Raw genomic sequence first — 16,649 nt, 5'->3', positions numbered from 1 at the left:
TGCTTCGCGCTCGTGCTCGATGCATTGCGCGCTTGTATTGCGTCAACTGCGGACTGCCAACTGCCAGATACGCACTGCGAACTGCAGACTACTTATCAACGGTACGGTTCAAATCCGACACGAGGGGAAGATCGCATCGATGGAGGGCGGTGATTCCTCGCTCCATGGAAAAGAGTGTATGCGCGCACGCGCGAAAGCAATTGAACGAAACGAAGCGCTTTGGCGGGTTAATTTGGCGAATCGATGTAACAGCGGGCCCACGGAGCGCTCGATGTGAAATCAGCGATTGCACCGAAACGGTGCTGCGAAAGCCTGAGAGAAAACGCGAAGTGCGAAGCCGGCCGCGTTCAGGCCGAGCGGAGCCGGTGCCGTCGCGCCCGCGTCATCGCATGTGCAGCTTCGAGCGATGACACGCGCCACGCCACGCACGTCAACCGCGTGTGGAGAAATCGTCGATCGTCAGCAAGACCTTCTCACCGGGACGCGCGAGCATTTTTCGTTCGGCGATCGCCGTAATACGTTTGCGCCCATCCGCAAACGTCTTCAGAACGCGCGCCTCACCCGCACCGCGTTGCAGCCAGAAGTGTTGCTCGAGCGCCTCGCGCGTGACCGCGCATTCAAGGTCTCGTCCCCGCGACGAAAGCTGGAAAATCACCGCGCGTCCATCTGCCGAGACGCTGGGTACCGCCTCGATCATCGTCATAGCCCACCTCGCAACGTTGATTACGACGTTCGCCGCATAATGCGAACGTCCCCGGATAATCATCTGGACGCTCGCCGCAGCGGGTGACGCGGGAAGCGGACGTTCGCGCGCCAATCGTCGGAGGCCTCGTCTTGTCTGTTCATACGGTGGTGCGGATAGCGCGGCCGCGATGGGTCGACGACCGTGCCCGCGAAAAAGCGAATCAACCTTGAGCAAAGCGCATGCCACCCAACGCAGCAAGCGGCGCAGCGCACGTCGGTACGAGCCGGCATGCAGCCGCGCGCACCGACTCGCCGCATCGAGCGTTCGCCCTGCATCGCAAGGCGAGAAGACTGCAACATAGCCGCGTGGTAAAAAAGCGCAGCCGGCGCGACAATCGACGACAATTCTTACTCGCGCTTCGCACGATCATCGCGCGCCACCAACTTGCCGACATGTCCGCCCAACCGCCCGACCAACGATCCGGGTTGACCTTGCGCCCCGCGCAACCCGACGACGAAGCATTCCTGCTCGAACTGCGCAAGACGACGATGACCGAACACCTGGCGCGCGCCGGCGAGCTGACCGACGACGGCGCGCATCGCGCGCGCCTGTTGCATCGCTACGACGCGGCGCAGGTGGTCTGCATCGACGGCGCGCCTGCGGGCTTGTTGAAGGCGCATCGCAACGACGTCGAATGGTTCGTCGTGCAGTTGCAGATCGCGCCGGCGCTACAGGGTCGCGGCATCGGCGAGCAAGCGCTGCGCACGATCCTGCGCGCCGCCGCGGCCGAAGCGTTGCCGGTCAGCTTACAGGTGCTCAAAGGCAATCCCGCCAAACGGCTGTACGATCGTCTTGGCTTCGAGATCGTCGGCGAGGATCGGACACAGTTTCACATGCGCCTTGCAGCACGCGCGCCGGCGGAAAGCGAAGCAGAACGAATGTCGGATAAAGACTGATACGGAACGAGCCTGGCAATGAACTCTGATATGACTTTTCGCGATGCTTCAGCGATACAAAGCTGGCACGCGCACATCTACTTCGACCCGGCGAGCCGCGATGCCGCCTGGGCGTTTCGCGAGCAGATCGACGCGCATTGGGGCGACAAACTGCAGATCGGGCGCTTCCACGAACGGCCGGTCGGGCCGCATCCGATGTGGTCGTATCAGCTCGCCTTCGCGCACACCCAGTTCGCCGACGTGGTCGGCTGGCTCACGCTCAATCACGGCGCGCTCGATGTCTTTCTGCATCCGAACACCGGCGACGCGCTGCGCGATCATCGCGACGCCGCCGTGTGGATCGGACACTCGCACGAACTCGTGCTGAAGGCGCTGCTATAGCAGCGCTGCGAACGCTACGATGGCGTGCTCACATATTCGTGTACGCGCTGCACCAGCCGCGCGACGCTACCTGTTTAGTGCCGAACAGCGTGCAGCCGCCGTATGCGTCCGATGCCTTGCCCTGGAACAGCGAGCAGTTCGCGCACGTTTGCCCGGCCGCGAAGTTCGGAAATCTGGCCTTGTCGACCTTCGACGCATCTTCGGTATAGCCGACCGCCTGCGCCTGCGGATCGCTCTCGCTGAGCGCATTGGGAACGGTCGTGGCAAATGCGAGCCGAGACAGCGCGAGCGACGAGCCGACGCCCGCGCTGACCAACAGGAAATGGCGCCGCGATGTTTTCATTGTCGTTTGCCTCTGGGTGGGGACTGAGGGATGCGTTCAATCGAGAAAGCGCGCGAAGCGCTCGACCGGTTCGCGCTCGGGGCGCAGCGTGTTGACCGGCGCGTTGGGGTCGGCGAAGCCGAGCGACATGCCGCACACGAACTGCTCGTTCTCGGGCAGGCCGAGATGTCCGGCAATCGGCCGATGAAACTGCATGAACGCGGCCTGCGGACAGGTGTCGAGACCGCGTCCGCGCGCGGCCGTCATGATCGCCTGCAGGAACATGCCGTAGTCGAGCCAGCTGCCGCGCTCGAGGCTGCGATCGATCGTGAACAGCAGGCCGACGGGTGCATCGAAGAAACGGAAGTTGCGCGAGTGCTGTTCGTGCATGCGCGCCTTGTCGCCCTTCTCGATGCCGAGCAGGCTATACATGTCCCAGCCGATCTTGCGACGCCGGTCGATGAACGGCGACTGCCACTGGCGCGGATAGTACGCGTACTCCTCCTGGTACAGTTCGTCGCGCTGCGGATCGTCGTAGGCCGCGAGCAGATCGCGCGACAGACGCGCGAGCGATTCGCCCGTCAGCACGTACACCTTCCACGGCTGCGTGTTGGTGCCCGACGGTGCGTGGCTGGCGGCTTCGAGAATCGCTTCGATGTCGGCGCGCTGCACCGGTGTCGGCAGAAAGGCGCGCACCGAGCGCCGCGTGGTCAGCGCGGTGTCGACGGGGTTCGCGGGAGAGGTCATCGGCGGATGGCGGCAGAGCCTGCGGAGTAAGTCTGCGACGATTCTAGCGCGGACCGCTCAAAGCCTGCCCGCCAGCGCGCAGGCGTCGCCCGAAGCGTTGCGCTGCGCCCTTACATCGTCCCCAACACCACCGCCGCCGCAATCGATCCGACCACGAGCGCGAGCCCCACCGTCTTGCGCCTGTTCAACTCGGTCCACAACAGCACGCCCGTCAACGACAGCAGGATCAGGCTGCCCGCGAGCGTATCGATCAGCAGCACCCAACCGACGCTCAAGCCCACACCCTTGTGCATGTTCGTCAGCATCGCGAGAAAGGTGTTCGCGCTGCGCTTGACCGTCACGGTGTTGTTGCCGACCCAGTATTCGCCCGAGGTGTTTTCCTTCGGCGACGCGAAATTCAGTTGCCAGTGCTCGGGCTGCACGACGCTGCGATCGCCCCACGCCACCGGATGCTCGGCTTCCTTCTGCACGCGCCCCGGATTGCCGGCGATCTTCAGCTCCTGCTTGAGCCACTTCGCGAGCTCGCGCGGCGTTTGCGGCGCCGGTTGCGGCAGCGGCACCTGCATCACCGAGACCTGCGGCTCGCCGGTCGAGACGCGCAGCGGGCCGCCGCGATGATTCAGAAAGAAGCCCGTCGTGCCGAACAGCAGACCGAGCGCCGCGCCCCACAATCCGACCCAGCCATGCACCTTGCGCAGCCACTTGATGAAGGTCGCGCGACGCGAGCGCTGCTGGCGCGATTTCAGTTCATCGCCATCGAGCCGCCGCGGCTCCTGCGCGTCATGTTCGCCGGCCGTGGGCGGTTGAATGTCGAGGGTGTCCGATACGCTCACGTTTCACTCCAGGTACGCAGCAGATTGTGATAACAACCGACGAGGCTGCGTCGCGCGGCTTCGTCGGCATGGGTGGCATTGAGTCGTTGAATCGCGGTGTCCATGTCGAACAGCAGCGCGCGATGCGTGTCGCTGCGCACGAGGCTCTGCACCCAGAAGAAGCTCGCCACCCGTGCGCCGCGCGTGACTGGCGTCACCCGGTGCAGGCTCGTCGCCGGATAGACGATCATGTCGCCGGCCGGCAGTTTCACCTGCTGCACGCCGTAGGTGTCCTCGATCACGAGTTCGCCGCCGTCGTATTCGTCGGGCGCGCTGAGAAACAGCGTCACCGACACGTCGGTGCGCAGCTTCACGCCGTTCGGCAGCACGCGCACCGCGCCATCGACGTGGCTGCCGAACTGCATGCCGCCCTCGTAGCGGTTGAAGAGCGGCGGATAGACCTGGTTGGGCAGCACCGCGCTGATGAACAGCGGATTGCGTTCGATCGCCGCGAGAATCACATCGCCGAGTTCGCGCGCGAGCGTCGAGTGCTCGGCAATCTGCTGATTGCGCTTGACCGGCGCGCCCTGATAGCCCGCGGTCGCGCGGCCATCGACCCACGCACCGCCGGCTCGATCGAGCCGCTCGCGCATGAAACGCAATTGCCCGGCGTCCAGTACCTTCGGAATGTGCAGCAACATGATGTGTCCTTCGCGTCGGCTTGCCGTTTGCAACGGCGGCAAGCCGGACGCTTGCGCTCAGTGCGCATCAAAAGCGCGTATCAAAAGCGGTAGTTGAACGTCGCGAGCAGCGTGCGGCCGATGCCCGGCACCGAACGTCCGCCGTCCGACGGAATCAACGCGTCGTAGTAGTACTTGTTGGTGAGGTTCAGCAGGTTCAGGCGCACGTCGTACTTCTTCGCGTGATAGGCCGCGGTCGCGTCCCAGCGCGTGTAGCCCGGCACCCTCACGTAGTTCGTATTCGACGCATAACGTGGCGACATGTAGATCGGACCGCCGCCGATTTCCCAATGCGGCGTGATCGCGTACGTGGTCCAGAACGTCAGCGTGTTGCGCGGCGTGTTGGCCGGCGTGTGGCCCTGCGTGCCGTCGGCCGCTTTCAGGATCGTGGCGTCCATGTACGTGTAGCCGCCGAAAATCTGCCACTTGTCGGTGATGTGCCCCGTCACGCTCGCCTGGAAGCCGTCGACGCGAATGTTGCCGGCCAGCTGGTATTCGGTCGGTGACACCTGCGTGCGCGCGTTGTCCTTTTCCTCGCGGAAGATCGCCGAGGTCACCGAAATGTTGCCGGCGAACAGATCCCACTTGCCGCCGATTTCATACGACTTCGTCGATTCCGGCGCGAGGTTCTGAGTGCGGTTCGTGACCGTCAGGTTTTCGAGCGACGGGTTGAACGACGTGCCGTACGACACGTAGTACGACTGCCAGTCGGTCGGCTGGTAGATGACGCCGGCGCGCACGCTCGTGAAGTAGTTGGTCTGGCTCGCATAAGCCGGCGCGCTAATCGTATTGCGGATTCCCGCCGAGAAACGATCCCAGCGCACACCGCCGATCAGCTTCCAGTGCGGCGTCAGCGTGATCGTGTCGTTCAGGTAAGCGGCAATTTCGTTCGCGCTCGAATCGGCGTAGTTGCCGACCGTCGTCGTCACGTTCGACGGCGTGCCCATGATCGGCGGATTGAGCATCGGCACGATCGGCAGGTTGTTGCGCGTGTACGCCTGGTTCGTATAGCTGTCGTGGCCCACTTCGACACCGGCGATCAGGTCGTGCCTGATCGGTCCGGTGTCGAATTTGTATTCGAGCATCGTGTCGTTGTAGATCGCATGATTCTGGATCACGCGGTCATGACTCTGCAGCTTGATGAACAGCTGCGACGGCGACAGCGTCGTGAAGTTACCGTTGGTCAACGCTGTGCTGGACGACAGCGGTCCGGTCAGCACCGCTTGCGGCGCGGTTTCGCGCGCGTCGGTCATGGAGTGCGAGATCTGCGTCTGGTTCGTCAGGGTCAGGGCGTCGGAGAACTTGTGCTTGATCGCCGCGGTGAAGATCTGCACGTCCTGGATCGTGCGGTCGCTGGTCAAACCGTAGAACGTGTTCTTCGGCACCGGCGACGGGCGGCCGTTCAGCGCCTGGATGCCGTAGTCGGGCATGTCGTGGTTGCGCTGGATCAGCGCCGACAGCGTGATCTCGGTCGGCGTGCCGATGCCGAAGCGCAGTTCCGGCGCGACGCCGAAGTCCTTGTTCTTCATCACGTCGCGCGTCGAGCCGAGGCTCTGGCCGAATGCATTGAGGCGGATCGCCGAGGTGTCGGTAAGCTTGTGGTTCACGTCGACGGTGGAGCGGTAGCGGTCGTCGGTGCCGATCATGCCGGAGACTTCCGCCGAGTCCGTCAGGTTCGCCTTCTTGCTGACCTGGTTGATCACGCCGCCGGTCGAGCCGCGGCCGAACAGCATCGACGACGGACCGTACAGCACCTCGAGCGACTCGAGGTCGAACGTGTCGCGGTAGTACTGGTTGCGGTCCCGAAAGCCGTCCAGATAGATGTCGTTCTGCGCGGTGAAGCCGCGCAGGTTGATGTTGTTGCCGATCTGGCCACCTTCGGCCGCGCCGATCGTCACGCCGGGCGCGTTGCGCAGCGCGTCCGTAAACGACGTCGCGCCCTGCGAGGCGAGCAGGTCGCGATTGATCACGGTGACGGTCTGCGGAATGTCGCGCAGCGCGGTCGGCGTCTTCGCGCCGACGGTCGCACGGTCGGCCTGGAAGTCCTGCTGAACGGCCTGAGCCTGCACGCCGATGGTCGGCAGCGTCTGCGCGGCGGCGGGTGTGTCGTTCCGTGCGCTGGTTTGTGCGTTCTGCGGTGCGCTTTGCGCGAGCGCCGGGGTCGCCAAAGGAATGGCAAAAGCGAGCGCTAGCGCTGTCGCGAGCGGCGTGTGATTGAGCATGGAAATCCCGTCAGAAATGCGTTTGTCAAATTCGCATCACCGACGTCGAATTCATGACAAAGCCGCAAATGGCTGGCTGCCGCTCTCCGTTGTGTGAGATGGAGGTGACGGGATGGCTGGCTAGGTTTAAATGAGAATCGCTATCATTTCATATCTGCTGGAAGTCAGCAATCCCGGCGTGCGTCAGGCACACCGAATCGCGACTCGGTTTATCCTTTTTACAACACCGTAGTTTTATCGCTTCGGCAGCGCTTTTCTTCCCCTCTGGAGTCGACTTTATGCAATATCGCCAATTCGGCCGCACCGGCCTGACCGTTTCGCGCCTGTGTCTCGGCACCATGACCTTCGGGCTGCAAACCGAAGAAGCCGCATCGCACCGCATCCTCGACACGGCCGCGGACGCCGGTGTCAATTTCATCGATACCGCGAACGTCTATCCGCTCGGCGGCGACGAAAATCTGGCCGGACGCACCGAGGAAATCGTCGGACGCTGGCTGAAGGGCAAACGCGAGCGCTTCATCGTCGCGACCAAGGCGGTCGGCAAGATGGGGCCCGCCGCGTGGGACCAGGGCGCGTCGCGCAAGCACCTGCTCGATGCGATCGACGCGTCCTTGCAGCGCCTCGGCACCGACTACGTCGACCTGTACCAGCTCCATTCCGATGACGCGAAGACCCCGCTCGACGAGACGCTCGAAGCGCTCGATGCGATCGTGCGCTCGGGCAAGGCGCGCTATATCGGCGTGTCGAACTTTCTCGCCTACCGGCTCGCGCGCGCACTGGGGCGCGCGGACGTGCTACGCGTCGCGCGCTTCGTGTCGGTCCAGCCGCGCTACAACCTGCTGTTTCGCCAGATCGAGCGCGAGCTGCTGCCGCTGGCCACCGAGGAGCAGCTGGCCGTGATGCCGTATAACCCGCTCGCGGGCGGACTGCTGAGCGGCAAGCACCGGCTCGACGCGACGCCCGCCGAAGGGCGCTTCACCGAAAGCGTCGGCAAGGCTGGCGCGATGTATCAGGAGCGCTACTGGCATGAGCGCGAGTTCGACACGATCGAAAGGCTGAAGGCGATCGTCGCGCCGACCGGCGAATCGCTGACGAAGGTGTCGCTTGCGTGGGTGCTCGCGAATCCGCTGATTACGTCGGCGATCATTGGTGCGAGCCGCGCGGAGCAGTTGAGCGATACGCTCGCGGCGGCCGGGTTCACGCTCGACGCCGCGATCAAGACCCAGCTCGATGAAGCGAGCGTGCAGTATCGCTGGGGGGACGCGGCGCGCTAGGCGCCCGCCGGCAGATCAAGCGCGGCCCGGCGTTCGGCCGCGTCTTCATCGTCCGTAGCGCAGCACGATGCTCGTCGCGGCGAGCACGTGGTCCTTGATCGCGGCGTGGAACGCGTCGCGCGTCAAGCCGGCCGGCAACGCGTCGGGCGGCAGATCGAGCGCATAGACCTGCGCCACGTAGTGATGCGGTACCTCGCCGACGGGCGGACACGGGCCGTAATAGCCGAGGCCGCCGGTGCGATTCGTGCCGGCGACGCTGCCCGCCGGCGCGGCTTCGCCATCGGCGAGTCCGGTCGTGGCAGGCGCGATGCCATAGACGATCCAGTGCACGATGCCGAGGCCTTTCGCGCCGTCGGGATCGAAGATCGTCACCGCGAAACTTTTCGTGCCGGCCGGCGCGTTATGCCATTGCAGCGCTGGCGACACGTTGCCGCCGCCGCAATTGTTCGCGCTCGCCGCGTGGCTTGCGTTGAGCGTGCCGCCATCGGCCAGTCCCGGCGACGACACCGCGAAGGCCTGTGCCGCATACGCATGCGCGCTCGCGTAAGCGAGCAGCGCGCACGCGCCGACGGAGAGGAGGCGCCGCGCGAGGTTCAGGGGGATGCGAGTCATTGGGAGTCTGCGGGGTTGGACGTGCCGTTGAGAGCTTTGCAGTTCAGAGAGCAACTATCATTGCCACATTGATGTTCGGCGCAGTATCCGGTTTGGCCCTTGCGGAATCGGTTCTCAGGTTTGAGGATTGTCCCGCCACTGTCGAGTCCAGGCACGCTGCGATGCCACGCATGATATTCACGGACGCGACGGCACGTCATTACCGCAGCATTCTTCGTGAAGCCGCAAAGGAGCCGATCAACTTCGCGGGCCACTACGTTCTCGCTACGTGGAGATGCGGTGCCGGCTGCGTGATGGCGGCGGCAATCGATACGAACTCGGGCCGCGTCATTTCGCTGCCCTTCACGTTTTCCGATTGGCCGCTGGACATCACCGAACCGCCGCTCGTCATCCGCCCAGCCCACCCTCTCACTTCGGCTTGAACCGCCCCGTCTTCTGCGTCGCCTCCGGATACTGTCGCGTCTCGCGCACCGACAGCGGATGCCACAATTTCGCGCCGCCCTCGATCCCCGCGTCGTTCGATACGGTCGCCACGTTCGCCGGCAGCGAAAACTTGATGCGCGCCGCGTTGCCGCCGCCGATCCACAGCTTGTCGTAATTGACCAGTGACTCGAGAATGCCGATCACCTTCTCGACACGCCGGCTCCAACGCTTGTTGCCGATCTGCTCGCGCGCGGCCTCGCCGATGTATTCGTCGTACGCGACGCCCTTCTTGCTGACCGGATGATGCGCGAGCTCCAGATGCGGCATCAGCTCGCCATCGCGAAACATCGCGGTGCCGGCGCCGGTGCCGAGCGTCAGCACGAATTCGAGGCCGTGGCCTTCGATCGCCGCGAAGCCTTGCATTTCGGCGTCGTTGATCATCCGCACCGGCAGTCCGCCCAGGCGCTGCGCGAGCGAATCCGCGAGCGCAATGTCGTGCCATCCTTCGATGCCGAAGTGCGGCGCGGTCAGAATGCGGTTGTTGCGCACGACACCCGGAAACCCGATCGAGATACAGACGGGCCGCACCTGCTCGATGAGCGGAGCCACGAGTTGCGCGAGCGCGTCCACCAGCTGATCCGGCGTGCACGGATGCGGCGTCGCAACGCGCACACGCTCGGTATTCATCTGCCCGTCGGCGTCGATGATCGCGGCCTTCAGGCCGGTGCCGCCGACATCGATCGCGAGGATGTGCTCGCTGCCGCTTTTCGGCACATTCCGTTTCACTGCGTTCTTATTGCGTGTTGCCACGATGTCTCCCGATTGTGTTGAGGCGGTTGTGATGCGTGTTTGCGGGTTGGTTCAAAGGTGCCGCTACGACTTGCCACCGGGCGCTTTCTGCTGCAACGGGCGCCACGCGTGGCCATCGCGCGCGAGCAGCGCGTCGGCTTCGGCCGGCCCGTCGCTGCCGGCCGCATAGCCGCGCACGGCAACCGCGCCGCCACTCCTCGGATGCAGCACGTCGTCGACCGCGCACCAGCTCGTCTCGATGCTGTCGGCGCGCTGAAACAACGTCGCGTCGCCAAGCATGCAGTCGTACAGCAGCGTCTCGTAGCCGACGTTCGCGCTTTCCGCAAAGAAGTCGCCATAGTTGAACGACCACTGTACCGGACCGACCTGCATCACCGGCCCCGGCACCTTCACGTTGAAATCGAAGCTCGAGCCGTGCTCGGGATCGATGCGAATGGTCAGCACGTTCGGCGTCAATGCGTTGACCGGCGTATCGCGGAACAGGCGGAACGGCACCGGCTTCAGCTGCACCGAAACCTCGGTGCGGCGCACCGCGAGCCGCTTGCCGGTACGCAGATAGAACGGCACGCCGGCCCAGCGCCAGTTCTCGACGAACACGCGCGCCGCCGCGTAGGTTTCCGTCGTGCTGCCGGGCGCGACGTCGGGCTCCTCGCGATAGCCCACGCCGGCTGGCCCTTTTTCGTACTGGCCGAAGACGACGTCGGCGGGCGTCAGCGGCTGGATTGCGTCGAACAGCTCGGCCTTCTTGTTTCGCACGGCTTCGGCGTCGAACGAATTCGGCGGCTCCATCGCGACGATGCCGAGCAGCTGGAACAGGTGGTTCGGCACCATGTCGCGAAACGCGCCGGTCTGCTCGTAGAACCTGCCGCGCCCCTCGACGCCGATCGTTTCCGCCGCCGTGATCTGCACGCAATCGATGTACTCGCGCCGCCAGATCGGCTCGAACATCGCATTCGCGAAGCGCACCGCGAGGATGCTCTGCACGGTGTCCTTGCCGAGAAAATGATCGATGCGGTACACCTGCGACTCCCGCGCATACGACAGGATGTGCGCGTTCAGATCGCGCGCCGACGCGAGATCGGTGCCGAACGGCTTCTCGATCACGAGACGCCGAAAGCCGCCGTTCGCGCCGTCGCCTTCCTTCAGCAGGCCGGCTTTGCCGAGCCGGTCGGCGATCGGTTTGAAAAAACGCGCGCCGACCGCGAGGTAGAAGATCGCGTTACCGCCTTTCGACTGATCGAGCTTCTGCTTCAGCTTCGCGAACGTATCGTCGGATTCGAACTCGCCCGCCATGTATTCGAGGCGCTGCGCGACCCAGTTCCATGCGTTGTCGTCGAGCTTGCCGGCGTGAAAGGTGCTGGCCTTGTCGGCGGCGAACTTCTGCAGCGAGGTATGCAGATCGTCGCACCATTCGCGCGTTTCGCGCTCGCCGTGATTGACGCCGATGATCTTCATGCTGTCGTCGAGCAGGTCATCGACCGCGAGGTTGTAGAGCGCCGGCATCAACAGACGTTTGGTCAGATCGCCGCCCGCGCCGAAGATCACGAGCGTGCACGGCGGCGCGGGCTTCTTGCCGGCCGGCGACGACAGGGCGTCGTACCGGTTCGCGCTGAGCTTGCAGCTCAGCGCGGGCGTTGCGTTGGGTTGATCGGGAGAAGCGGAAGGGTTCGGTGTGGTCGACATGGGATTCACTTGGACCTCGGTAAGCCGATAGAACGAACGCGGCGATACATGAAAGACCACGGGCGCTGCCGCACAGTTCAATCGCGTTCGCGCGTGAGCGCGCGGCGTGCTTACTTCGTCGTCGTGGCCGCGAGCGACGGTACCGGTTCTTTCGCCACCGCCGGCGTTACCGCGGATGCAGAAGCCGCCGGCACCGGAATCGGCGCGGGCGCCAGCGCCGGTTCCCCCGCCAGCGGCACGTTGCCCGATGCCGCCATCGCGCGCGGCTGCAACAGCAACGCGACGAGCCCGGTCCAGCCGGTCTGATGCGAAGCCCCGACGCCACGACCGTTATCGCCATGAAAATACTCATGGAACAGGATCAGATCCTGCGAACGCGGGTCCGCCTGCAGCAGCGGATACGCACCCATCACCGGCCGCTCGCCGTTTTTGTCCTTCAGGAACAGTGTGGTCGCGCGGCGCGCGAGTTCGTTGGCGATTTCGTTCAACGAGAACTTCTGGCCCGACCCAGTCGGATACTCGACGCGGAAATCATCGCCGTAATAGCGATGAAACTCGTACAGCGATTCGATCAGCAGATAGTTGACCGGCATCCACACCGGCCCGCGCCAGTTCGAATTGCCGCCGAACACACGGGTATCGGATTCGGCCGGCAGATACTTCACGCAGAAGCTGTTGCCGTTGTGCTGGTACACGAACGGATGATCGCGATGGCAACGCGATAACGCCCGCACGCCGTGATCGGAAAGAAATTCACTTTCGTCGAGCGCGCGCCGTAACAACGCCTTCATCCGATGCCCGCGCAGCAGCGACAGCAAAAGCGCGTTGCCCTTGCCGGGCTCGTTCCAGCGCGACACCAGCTTCGCGAGATCGGGCCGATGCTCGAGAAACCACACGAGGCGCTCGCGCAAGCCCGGCAGGCCGCCGTGCAGACGCTCCTCGAGCACGTGCACGGCGAACAGCGGTATCAGTCCGACGATCGAGCGAACGCGCATCGGCATGTTGCTGCCGTCGGGCAGGCGCAACTTGTCGTAGAAGAATTCGTCCTCGCTGTCCCACAGGCCCGTGTCGCAGCCGTCGTCGCAACTGACCGCTTCCGCGATGTACAGGAAGTGCTCGAAGAACTTCACGCCAATATCGACGAACACATGGTTCGCGTAGGCGAGTTCGAGCGCGATACGCATCAGGTCGAGCGCATACGCGGCCATCCACGCGGTGCCGTCGGCCTGGTCGATGTGGCCGCCGGTGGGCAGCGGCGACGAGCGGTCGAAGATGCCGACGTTGTCGAGCCCGAGAAAACCGCCCTGAAAAATATTGTGGCCGTCGGCGTCCTTGCGATTCACCCACCACGAGAAATTCAGCAGCAGCTTGTGAAACACGAGCTCCAGAAAATCGCGGTCCGCCTTGCCGGTCAGCGCGCGGTCGATCTCGTACACGCGCCACGCGGCCCATGCATGGACCGGCGGGTTCGCGTCGCTCAACGCCCATTCGTAAGCGGGCAACTGGCCATTCGGGTGCTGATAGCGGTCCTTCACGAGCAGCAGCAACTGCTTCTTGGCGAACGCCGGATCGATCAGCGCGAACGCGGCCGCATGAAACGCGAGGTCCCAAGACGCGTACCACGGGTACTCCCACTTGTCCGGCATCGACACGATGTCCGCGTTGCACAGATGCCGCCAGTCGGTGTTGCGGCCGTGCCTGCGCGCGGCGGGCGGGCCCGGTTGCAGCGGATCGCCGTCGAGCCAGCGCTGCACGTCGTACTGGTAGTACTGCTTCGACCACAGCATGCCGGCGAGCGCCTGACGTTGCACGAGACGCGCATCGGGGTCGGTGATCTCGTGTTGCAATGCGCCATAGAATTCGTCGGCTTCGGCAAGGCGGCGTGCGATCAACGCGTCGGCATCGAATGGCGCTTCATCGGTCGCCGATTGCGGGTGCCAGCGCAGATACACGACCGCGCGTCCGTGCGGCCCGAACTCGAGCGCCGCATGCGCGGCGGCCCGGGTGCCCGCGTCGTGACGGATGGCGTTCGCGTCGCCGTGCACGAGGTAGTCGTTGAAGCCGTCCTTGAACGGGCCCGCGCCGTCCATGCCGAACAGCCGCTTCACGTTGGTGTCGTTCTCGCAGAACAGCCACGCGAGTTGCGGCGCGTCCTTCGACCACGCGGTCACGACGATCGGTTCGTGCACATGGTGATGGCCAAGCAGGCGCACCGCGCCGTCATGACCGGTACCGGCGACGAGCTTCGGCTTGTCCTTGTTCTCTTTCCACGACCACGAGTTGCGCGCCCAGATTTGCGGCAGCACATCGAGCGACGCCGCTTCGTCCGCGCGATTTTCGATCGTCACACGCATCACGATGTCGTCGGGCGTGTGCTTCGCGTATTCGATCTGGACGTCGAAATAGCGCTGATCGTCGAACACGCCGGTATCGAGTACTTCGTACTCTGGCATATCGCCGCCGCGGCGCGCGTTTTCGTCGATCAGGTCCTGGTAGGGATAGGCCGCATGCGGGTACTTGTACAGCATGCGCATGTAGGAATGCGTGGGCGTGCCGTCCAGATAGAAGTACAGCTCCTTGACGTCCTCGCCGTGATTGCCCTGCGAGTTCGTCAGGCCGAACAGGCGCTCCTTGATGATCGGGTCCTTGCGGTTCCACAGCGCGAGCGACACGCACCAGCTGAGCCGGTCGTCGCCGAAACCGGCGATGCCGTCTTCGCCCCAGCGGTAGGCGCGGCTGCGCGCATGGTCGTGCGGAAACGAGTCCCAGGCGGTGCCGTTCGCGCTGTAGTCCTCGCGCACCGTGCCCCACTGGCGCTCGCTCAGATACGGCCCCCAGCGCTGCCAGTGGCCGCATTCGGGCGAATGCACGCGGGAACCTTCGATCGTGGCGAGCAGATTGGCAGCGCGCAGCGGTGGCATGAAAACGTCCTTGCCCTAGCGGTGGGACCCACATCGTAGCGCGGTTTACGAGCCGTTGTGCTCGAACCGGGCAAGCAGACTTTCGACGCGCAGCAATTCGCCTAGCGACCAGGCCTGGAACGGCGTGCCGGCGGGCGCGTGCGGCGCGTCGCCGGCGGCGATCTCGGACAGGTGATCGAGGCCCGCGTGATCGAGATGCGCGTACAGCGGGGCGAGAAAACGCGCCCTCGCCTGCGCGAGATTATCGGCACTCGCGCCATTCACTCGCAGCCACGCTTCGACGCACGGGCCGATCAGCCACAACCACGCGGTGCCCTGGTGATAGGCGCCGTCGCGTTCGCGCGGCGCGCCGCCGTAGCGGCCGCGATAGGCGGGATCGGACGGCGCGAGCGTGCGCAGGCCGAGCGGCGTCAGCAATTGCGCTTCGACCTGACCCACCACCGCGCGCGCCGTCGCGCCTTCGAGCAGCGGAAACGGCAGGCCGCCGACCGCGAAGATCTGATTCGGCCGGATCGAGCGGTCGACCGTGCCCGGCACATGATCGACGTCGACGTTATCGAACAGCGCCTGAGTGGCCGGATCGACGAAGCGCCGGCGAAACGCGAGCGTCGCGCGCTCGGCAGCTTGCCGCCACTGCGGGTTCCATGCTGACGCGATTCGCAGCGCGTTGATCCACAGCGCCTGCACTTCGACCGGCTTGCCGATGCGCGGTGTGACGACCCAGTCGCCGACTTTCGCGTCCATCCATGTCAGTTGCACGCCGGGGATGCCGGCGCGCAGCAGGCCGTCGTCCGCGCACACGCCGATGTTGAAGCGCGTGCCGTTCGTGTAGCCGGTCAGGATCGTTTCGGCGGCCTGCTGCAGATGCGCGCGCGTTTGCGCGCCTGCATGCGGCGTCGCCAGATAGTCGTGAACCGCGACGATGAACCATAGCGACGCGTCGACCGAGTTGTATTCGGGCGCGTCGCCGTAGTCGGGGAAGCGGTTCGGCAGCATGCCTTCGGACAGCGTGCCCGACCATTCGAGCAGGATCGCTTCGGCATCGTCGAGACGGTTCGACGCGATCAGCAGGCCGCGCATCGCGATGAACGTGTCGCGGCCCCAGTCGGTGAACCACGGAAAGCCCGCGAGGATCGTGCGGCCTTCGTTGCGCGTGACGACGTAGGCGTCGGCCGAACGTTGCAGGCGCGAGCCGAGTGCGGCGCGGCGTTGTTGTTCGGTGTGGGCGAGTTGGGCGGCGTGGTCGGTGGTTTGGGCTTTGTCGTTCGCGCATTCGGTGGCGGACGTGCTCGACGCGCTCAGAATCATCACCGCGTCGCCCCCCGCGAGATCGAAGCTGAACACGCCGGGCGTCGCGAGATCTTCGCTGCAATCGAGACCGCGCTCCTGCTCGCGCACGTAGCAGAAGTTGCGATACCAGTCGGGCGCCTGCGTATAGGCGCCGTTGGTCGCCGCTCGCACGACCGGCAGTCCGCCATACGGTTGCCAGCTCGCGCACGATTGATCGGCGCTGACTTGCGCGCCGAAGTTGAAGGCCGGATTCTCGTGATGCAACGCATGATAGTCACGGCCCGACAGCAGCGGTCTGATCTTCAGCACGGGCGCATCGAGTTCGCCGCCTTCGAGCCGCCAGCGCAATGCCGTTTCGCACGTCGCTTTGCTGACGAACACGTCGGCGATCATCGCCGCGTGCGCACCGAGTTGAATGCGCCATGTCGGCCACGGCGCGGTGTCGAAGCTGGCAAGGCGGCCGCGCAGATCCGGATAGATCACGTCAGGCCCATAGCGTTGCATGGTCAACGCGAAGCGCTCGCCCCCCGCCTCGACCCACGCCTCGATGCCGTTGACGAGCACCATGCGCCCGCCCGGCGCGCGCGTCGCGGCTAGCAGCAGCGCATGGTAGCGGCGCGTGCGCAACATGCCGACCGTGCCCGAAGCAAAGCCGCCGAAGCCGTCGGCTTCGAGCCATTCGTCTTCGAGTTGCGAGATGTCGATGGGTGAATCGATGCGAGTCATTGAATCGTGCCCATGCGCGAACGATAAAGCAGCAAACATAGCGCA

14 protein-coding genes are annotated in these 16,649 nt (G+C 64.7%); 3 read left to right on the top strand and 11 right to left on the bottom strand.

The features are described 5' to 3' along the window. Positions 1–430 precede the first annotated feature (430 nt). Positions 431–703: a DUF1488 family protein gene (locus tag HDG39_RS08195; RefSeq protein ID WP_013092747.1), complete on the bottom strand. Its 273-nt coding sequence runs from the start codon at positions 701–703 to the stop codon at positions 431–433. 434 nt (positions 704–1,137) lie between these two features. On the opposite strand from HDG39_RS08195, the gene HDG39_RS08190 reads away from it, so the two are divergent. Together HDG39_RS08190 and HDG39_RS08185 are read left to right on the top strand one after the other, a co-directional pair. Further along, positions 1,138–1,641, top strand: a complete 504-nt coding sequence (locus HDG39_RS08190; RefSeq protein ID WP_184004845.1) for a GNAT family N-acetyltransferase — start codon at positions 1,138–1,140, stop codon at positions 1,639–1,641. 30 nt (positions 1,642–1,671) lie between these two features. After that, the gene (locus tag HDG39_RS08185; protein WP_184005224.1) at positions 1,672–2,022 is read left to right on the top strand and encodes a DOPA 4,5-dioxygenase family protein; all 351 of its coding nucleotides are present in this window, start codon (positions 1,672–1,674) and stop codon (positions 2,020–2,022) included. 28 nt (positions 2,023–2,050) lie between these two features. Here the strand turns inward: HDG39_RS08185 and HDG39_RS08180 are convergent, their stop codons facing one another. The 5 genes from HDG39_RS08180 to HDG39_RS08160 all read right to left on the bottom strand — a co-directional run bounded on the left by HDG39_RS08180 (position 2,051) and on the right by HDG39_RS08160 (position 6,865). Further along, positions 2,051–2,365: a high-potential iron-sulfur protein gene (locus HDG39_RS08180; protein ID WP_184004842.1), complete on the bottom strand. Its 315-nt coding sequence runs from the start codon at positions 2,363–2,365 to the stop codon at positions 2,051–2,053. A gap of 36 nt (positions 2,366–2,401) precedes the next feature. Continuing rightward, positions 2,402–3,091: a nitroreductase gene (locus HDG39_RS08175; RefSeq protein ID WP_184004839.1), complete on the bottom strand. Its 690-nt coding sequence runs from the start codon at positions 3,089–3,091 to the stop codon at positions 2,402–2,404. A 110-nt stretch (positions 3,092–3,201) separates the two neighbouring features. Next, positions 3,202–3,924 carry a PepSY-associated TM helix domain-containing protein gene (locus HDG39_RS08170; RefSeq protein WP_184004836.1) on the bottom strand — a complete coding sequence of 241 codons (723 nt, stop codon included), beginning with the start codon at positions 3,922–3,924 and terminating at the stop codon, positions 3,202–3,204. Beyond that, positions 3,921–4,604, bottom strand: a complete 684-nt coding sequence (locus tag HDG39_RS08165) for a Fe2+-dependent dioxygenase (RefSeq protein ID WP_184004834.1) — start codon at positions 4,602–4,604, stop codon at positions 3,921–3,923. The genes HDG39_RS08170 and HDG39_RS08165 overlap by 4 nt, the downstream gene beginning before the upstream one ends. 80 nt (positions 4,605–4,684) lie before the next feature. Next, positions 4,685–6,865, bottom strand: a complete 2,181-nt coding sequence (locus tag HDG39_RS08160) for a TonB-dependent receptor (protein ID WP_184004831.1) — start codon at positions 6,863–6,865, stop codon at positions 4,685–4,687. A gap of 278 nt (positions 6,866–7,143) precedes the next feature. On the opposite strand from HDG39_RS08160, the gene HDG39_RS08155 reads away from it, so the two are divergent. Then, the gene (locus tag HDG39_RS08155) at positions 7,144–8,139 is read left to right on the top strand and encodes an aldo/keto reductase (protein ID WP_184004828.1); all 996 of its coding nucleotides are present in this window, start codon (positions 7,144–7,146) and stop codon (positions 8,137–8,139) included. Between the two features lie 45 nt (positions 8,140–8,184). Here the strand turns inward: HDG39_RS08155 and HDG39_RS08150 are convergent, their stop codons facing one another. The 5 genes from HDG39_RS08150 to HDG39_RS08130 all read right to left on the bottom strand — a co-directional run bounded on the left by HDG39_RS08150 (position 8,185) and on the right by HDG39_RS08130 (position 16,604). Next, positions 8,185–8,751, bottom strand: coding sequence for a YbhB/YbcL family Raf kinase inhibitor-like protein (locus HDG39_RS08150; protein ID WP_184004825.1), 567 nt, complete (start codon positions 8,749–8,751; stop codon positions 8,185–8,187). Positions 8,752–9,159: 408 nt separating this feature from the next. Beyond that, positions 9,160–9,984 carry an ROK family protein gene (locus HDG39_RS08145; RefSeq protein WP_184004822.1) on the bottom strand — a complete coding sequence of 275 codons (825 nt, stop codon included), beginning with the start codon at positions 9,982–9,984 and terminating at the stop codon, positions 9,160–9,162. Between the two features lie 63 nt (positions 9,985–10,047). Beyond that, the gene (zwf, locus tag HDG39_RS08140; protein WP_184004819.1) at positions 10,048–11,667 is read right to left on the bottom strand and encodes a glucose-6-phosphate dehydrogenase; all 1,620 of its coding nucleotides are present in this window, start codon (positions 11,665–11,667) and stop codon (positions 10,048–10,050) included. Between the two features lie 110 nt (positions 11,668–11,777). Further along, complete coding sequence (locus HDG39_RS08135) at positions 11,778–14,588, bottom strand: MGH1-like glycoside hydrolase domain-containing protein (protein ID WP_184004815.1); 2,811 nt, start codon at positions 14,586–14,588, stop codon at positions 11,778–11,780. A gap of 45 nt (positions 14,589–14,633) precedes the next feature. Next, positions 14,634–16,604, bottom strand: a complete 1,971-nt coding sequence (locus HDG39_RS08130; protein ID WP_184004812.1) for an amylo-alpha-1,6-glucosidase — start codon at positions 16,602–16,604, stop codon at positions 14,634–14,636. Positions 16,605–16,649: the final 45 nt, after the last annotated feature.

Source organism: Paraburkholderia lebeckiae (assembly GCF_014201005.1).
GTDB classification, from domain to species: domain Bacteria; phylum Pseudomonadota; class Gammaproteobacteria; order Burkholderiales; family Burkholderiaceae; genus Paraburkholderia; species Paraburkholderia tuberum.
The sequence above is the reverse complement of the archived record's forward strand: the minus strand, read 5'-3'. Positions and strand labels throughout refer to the sequence as shown.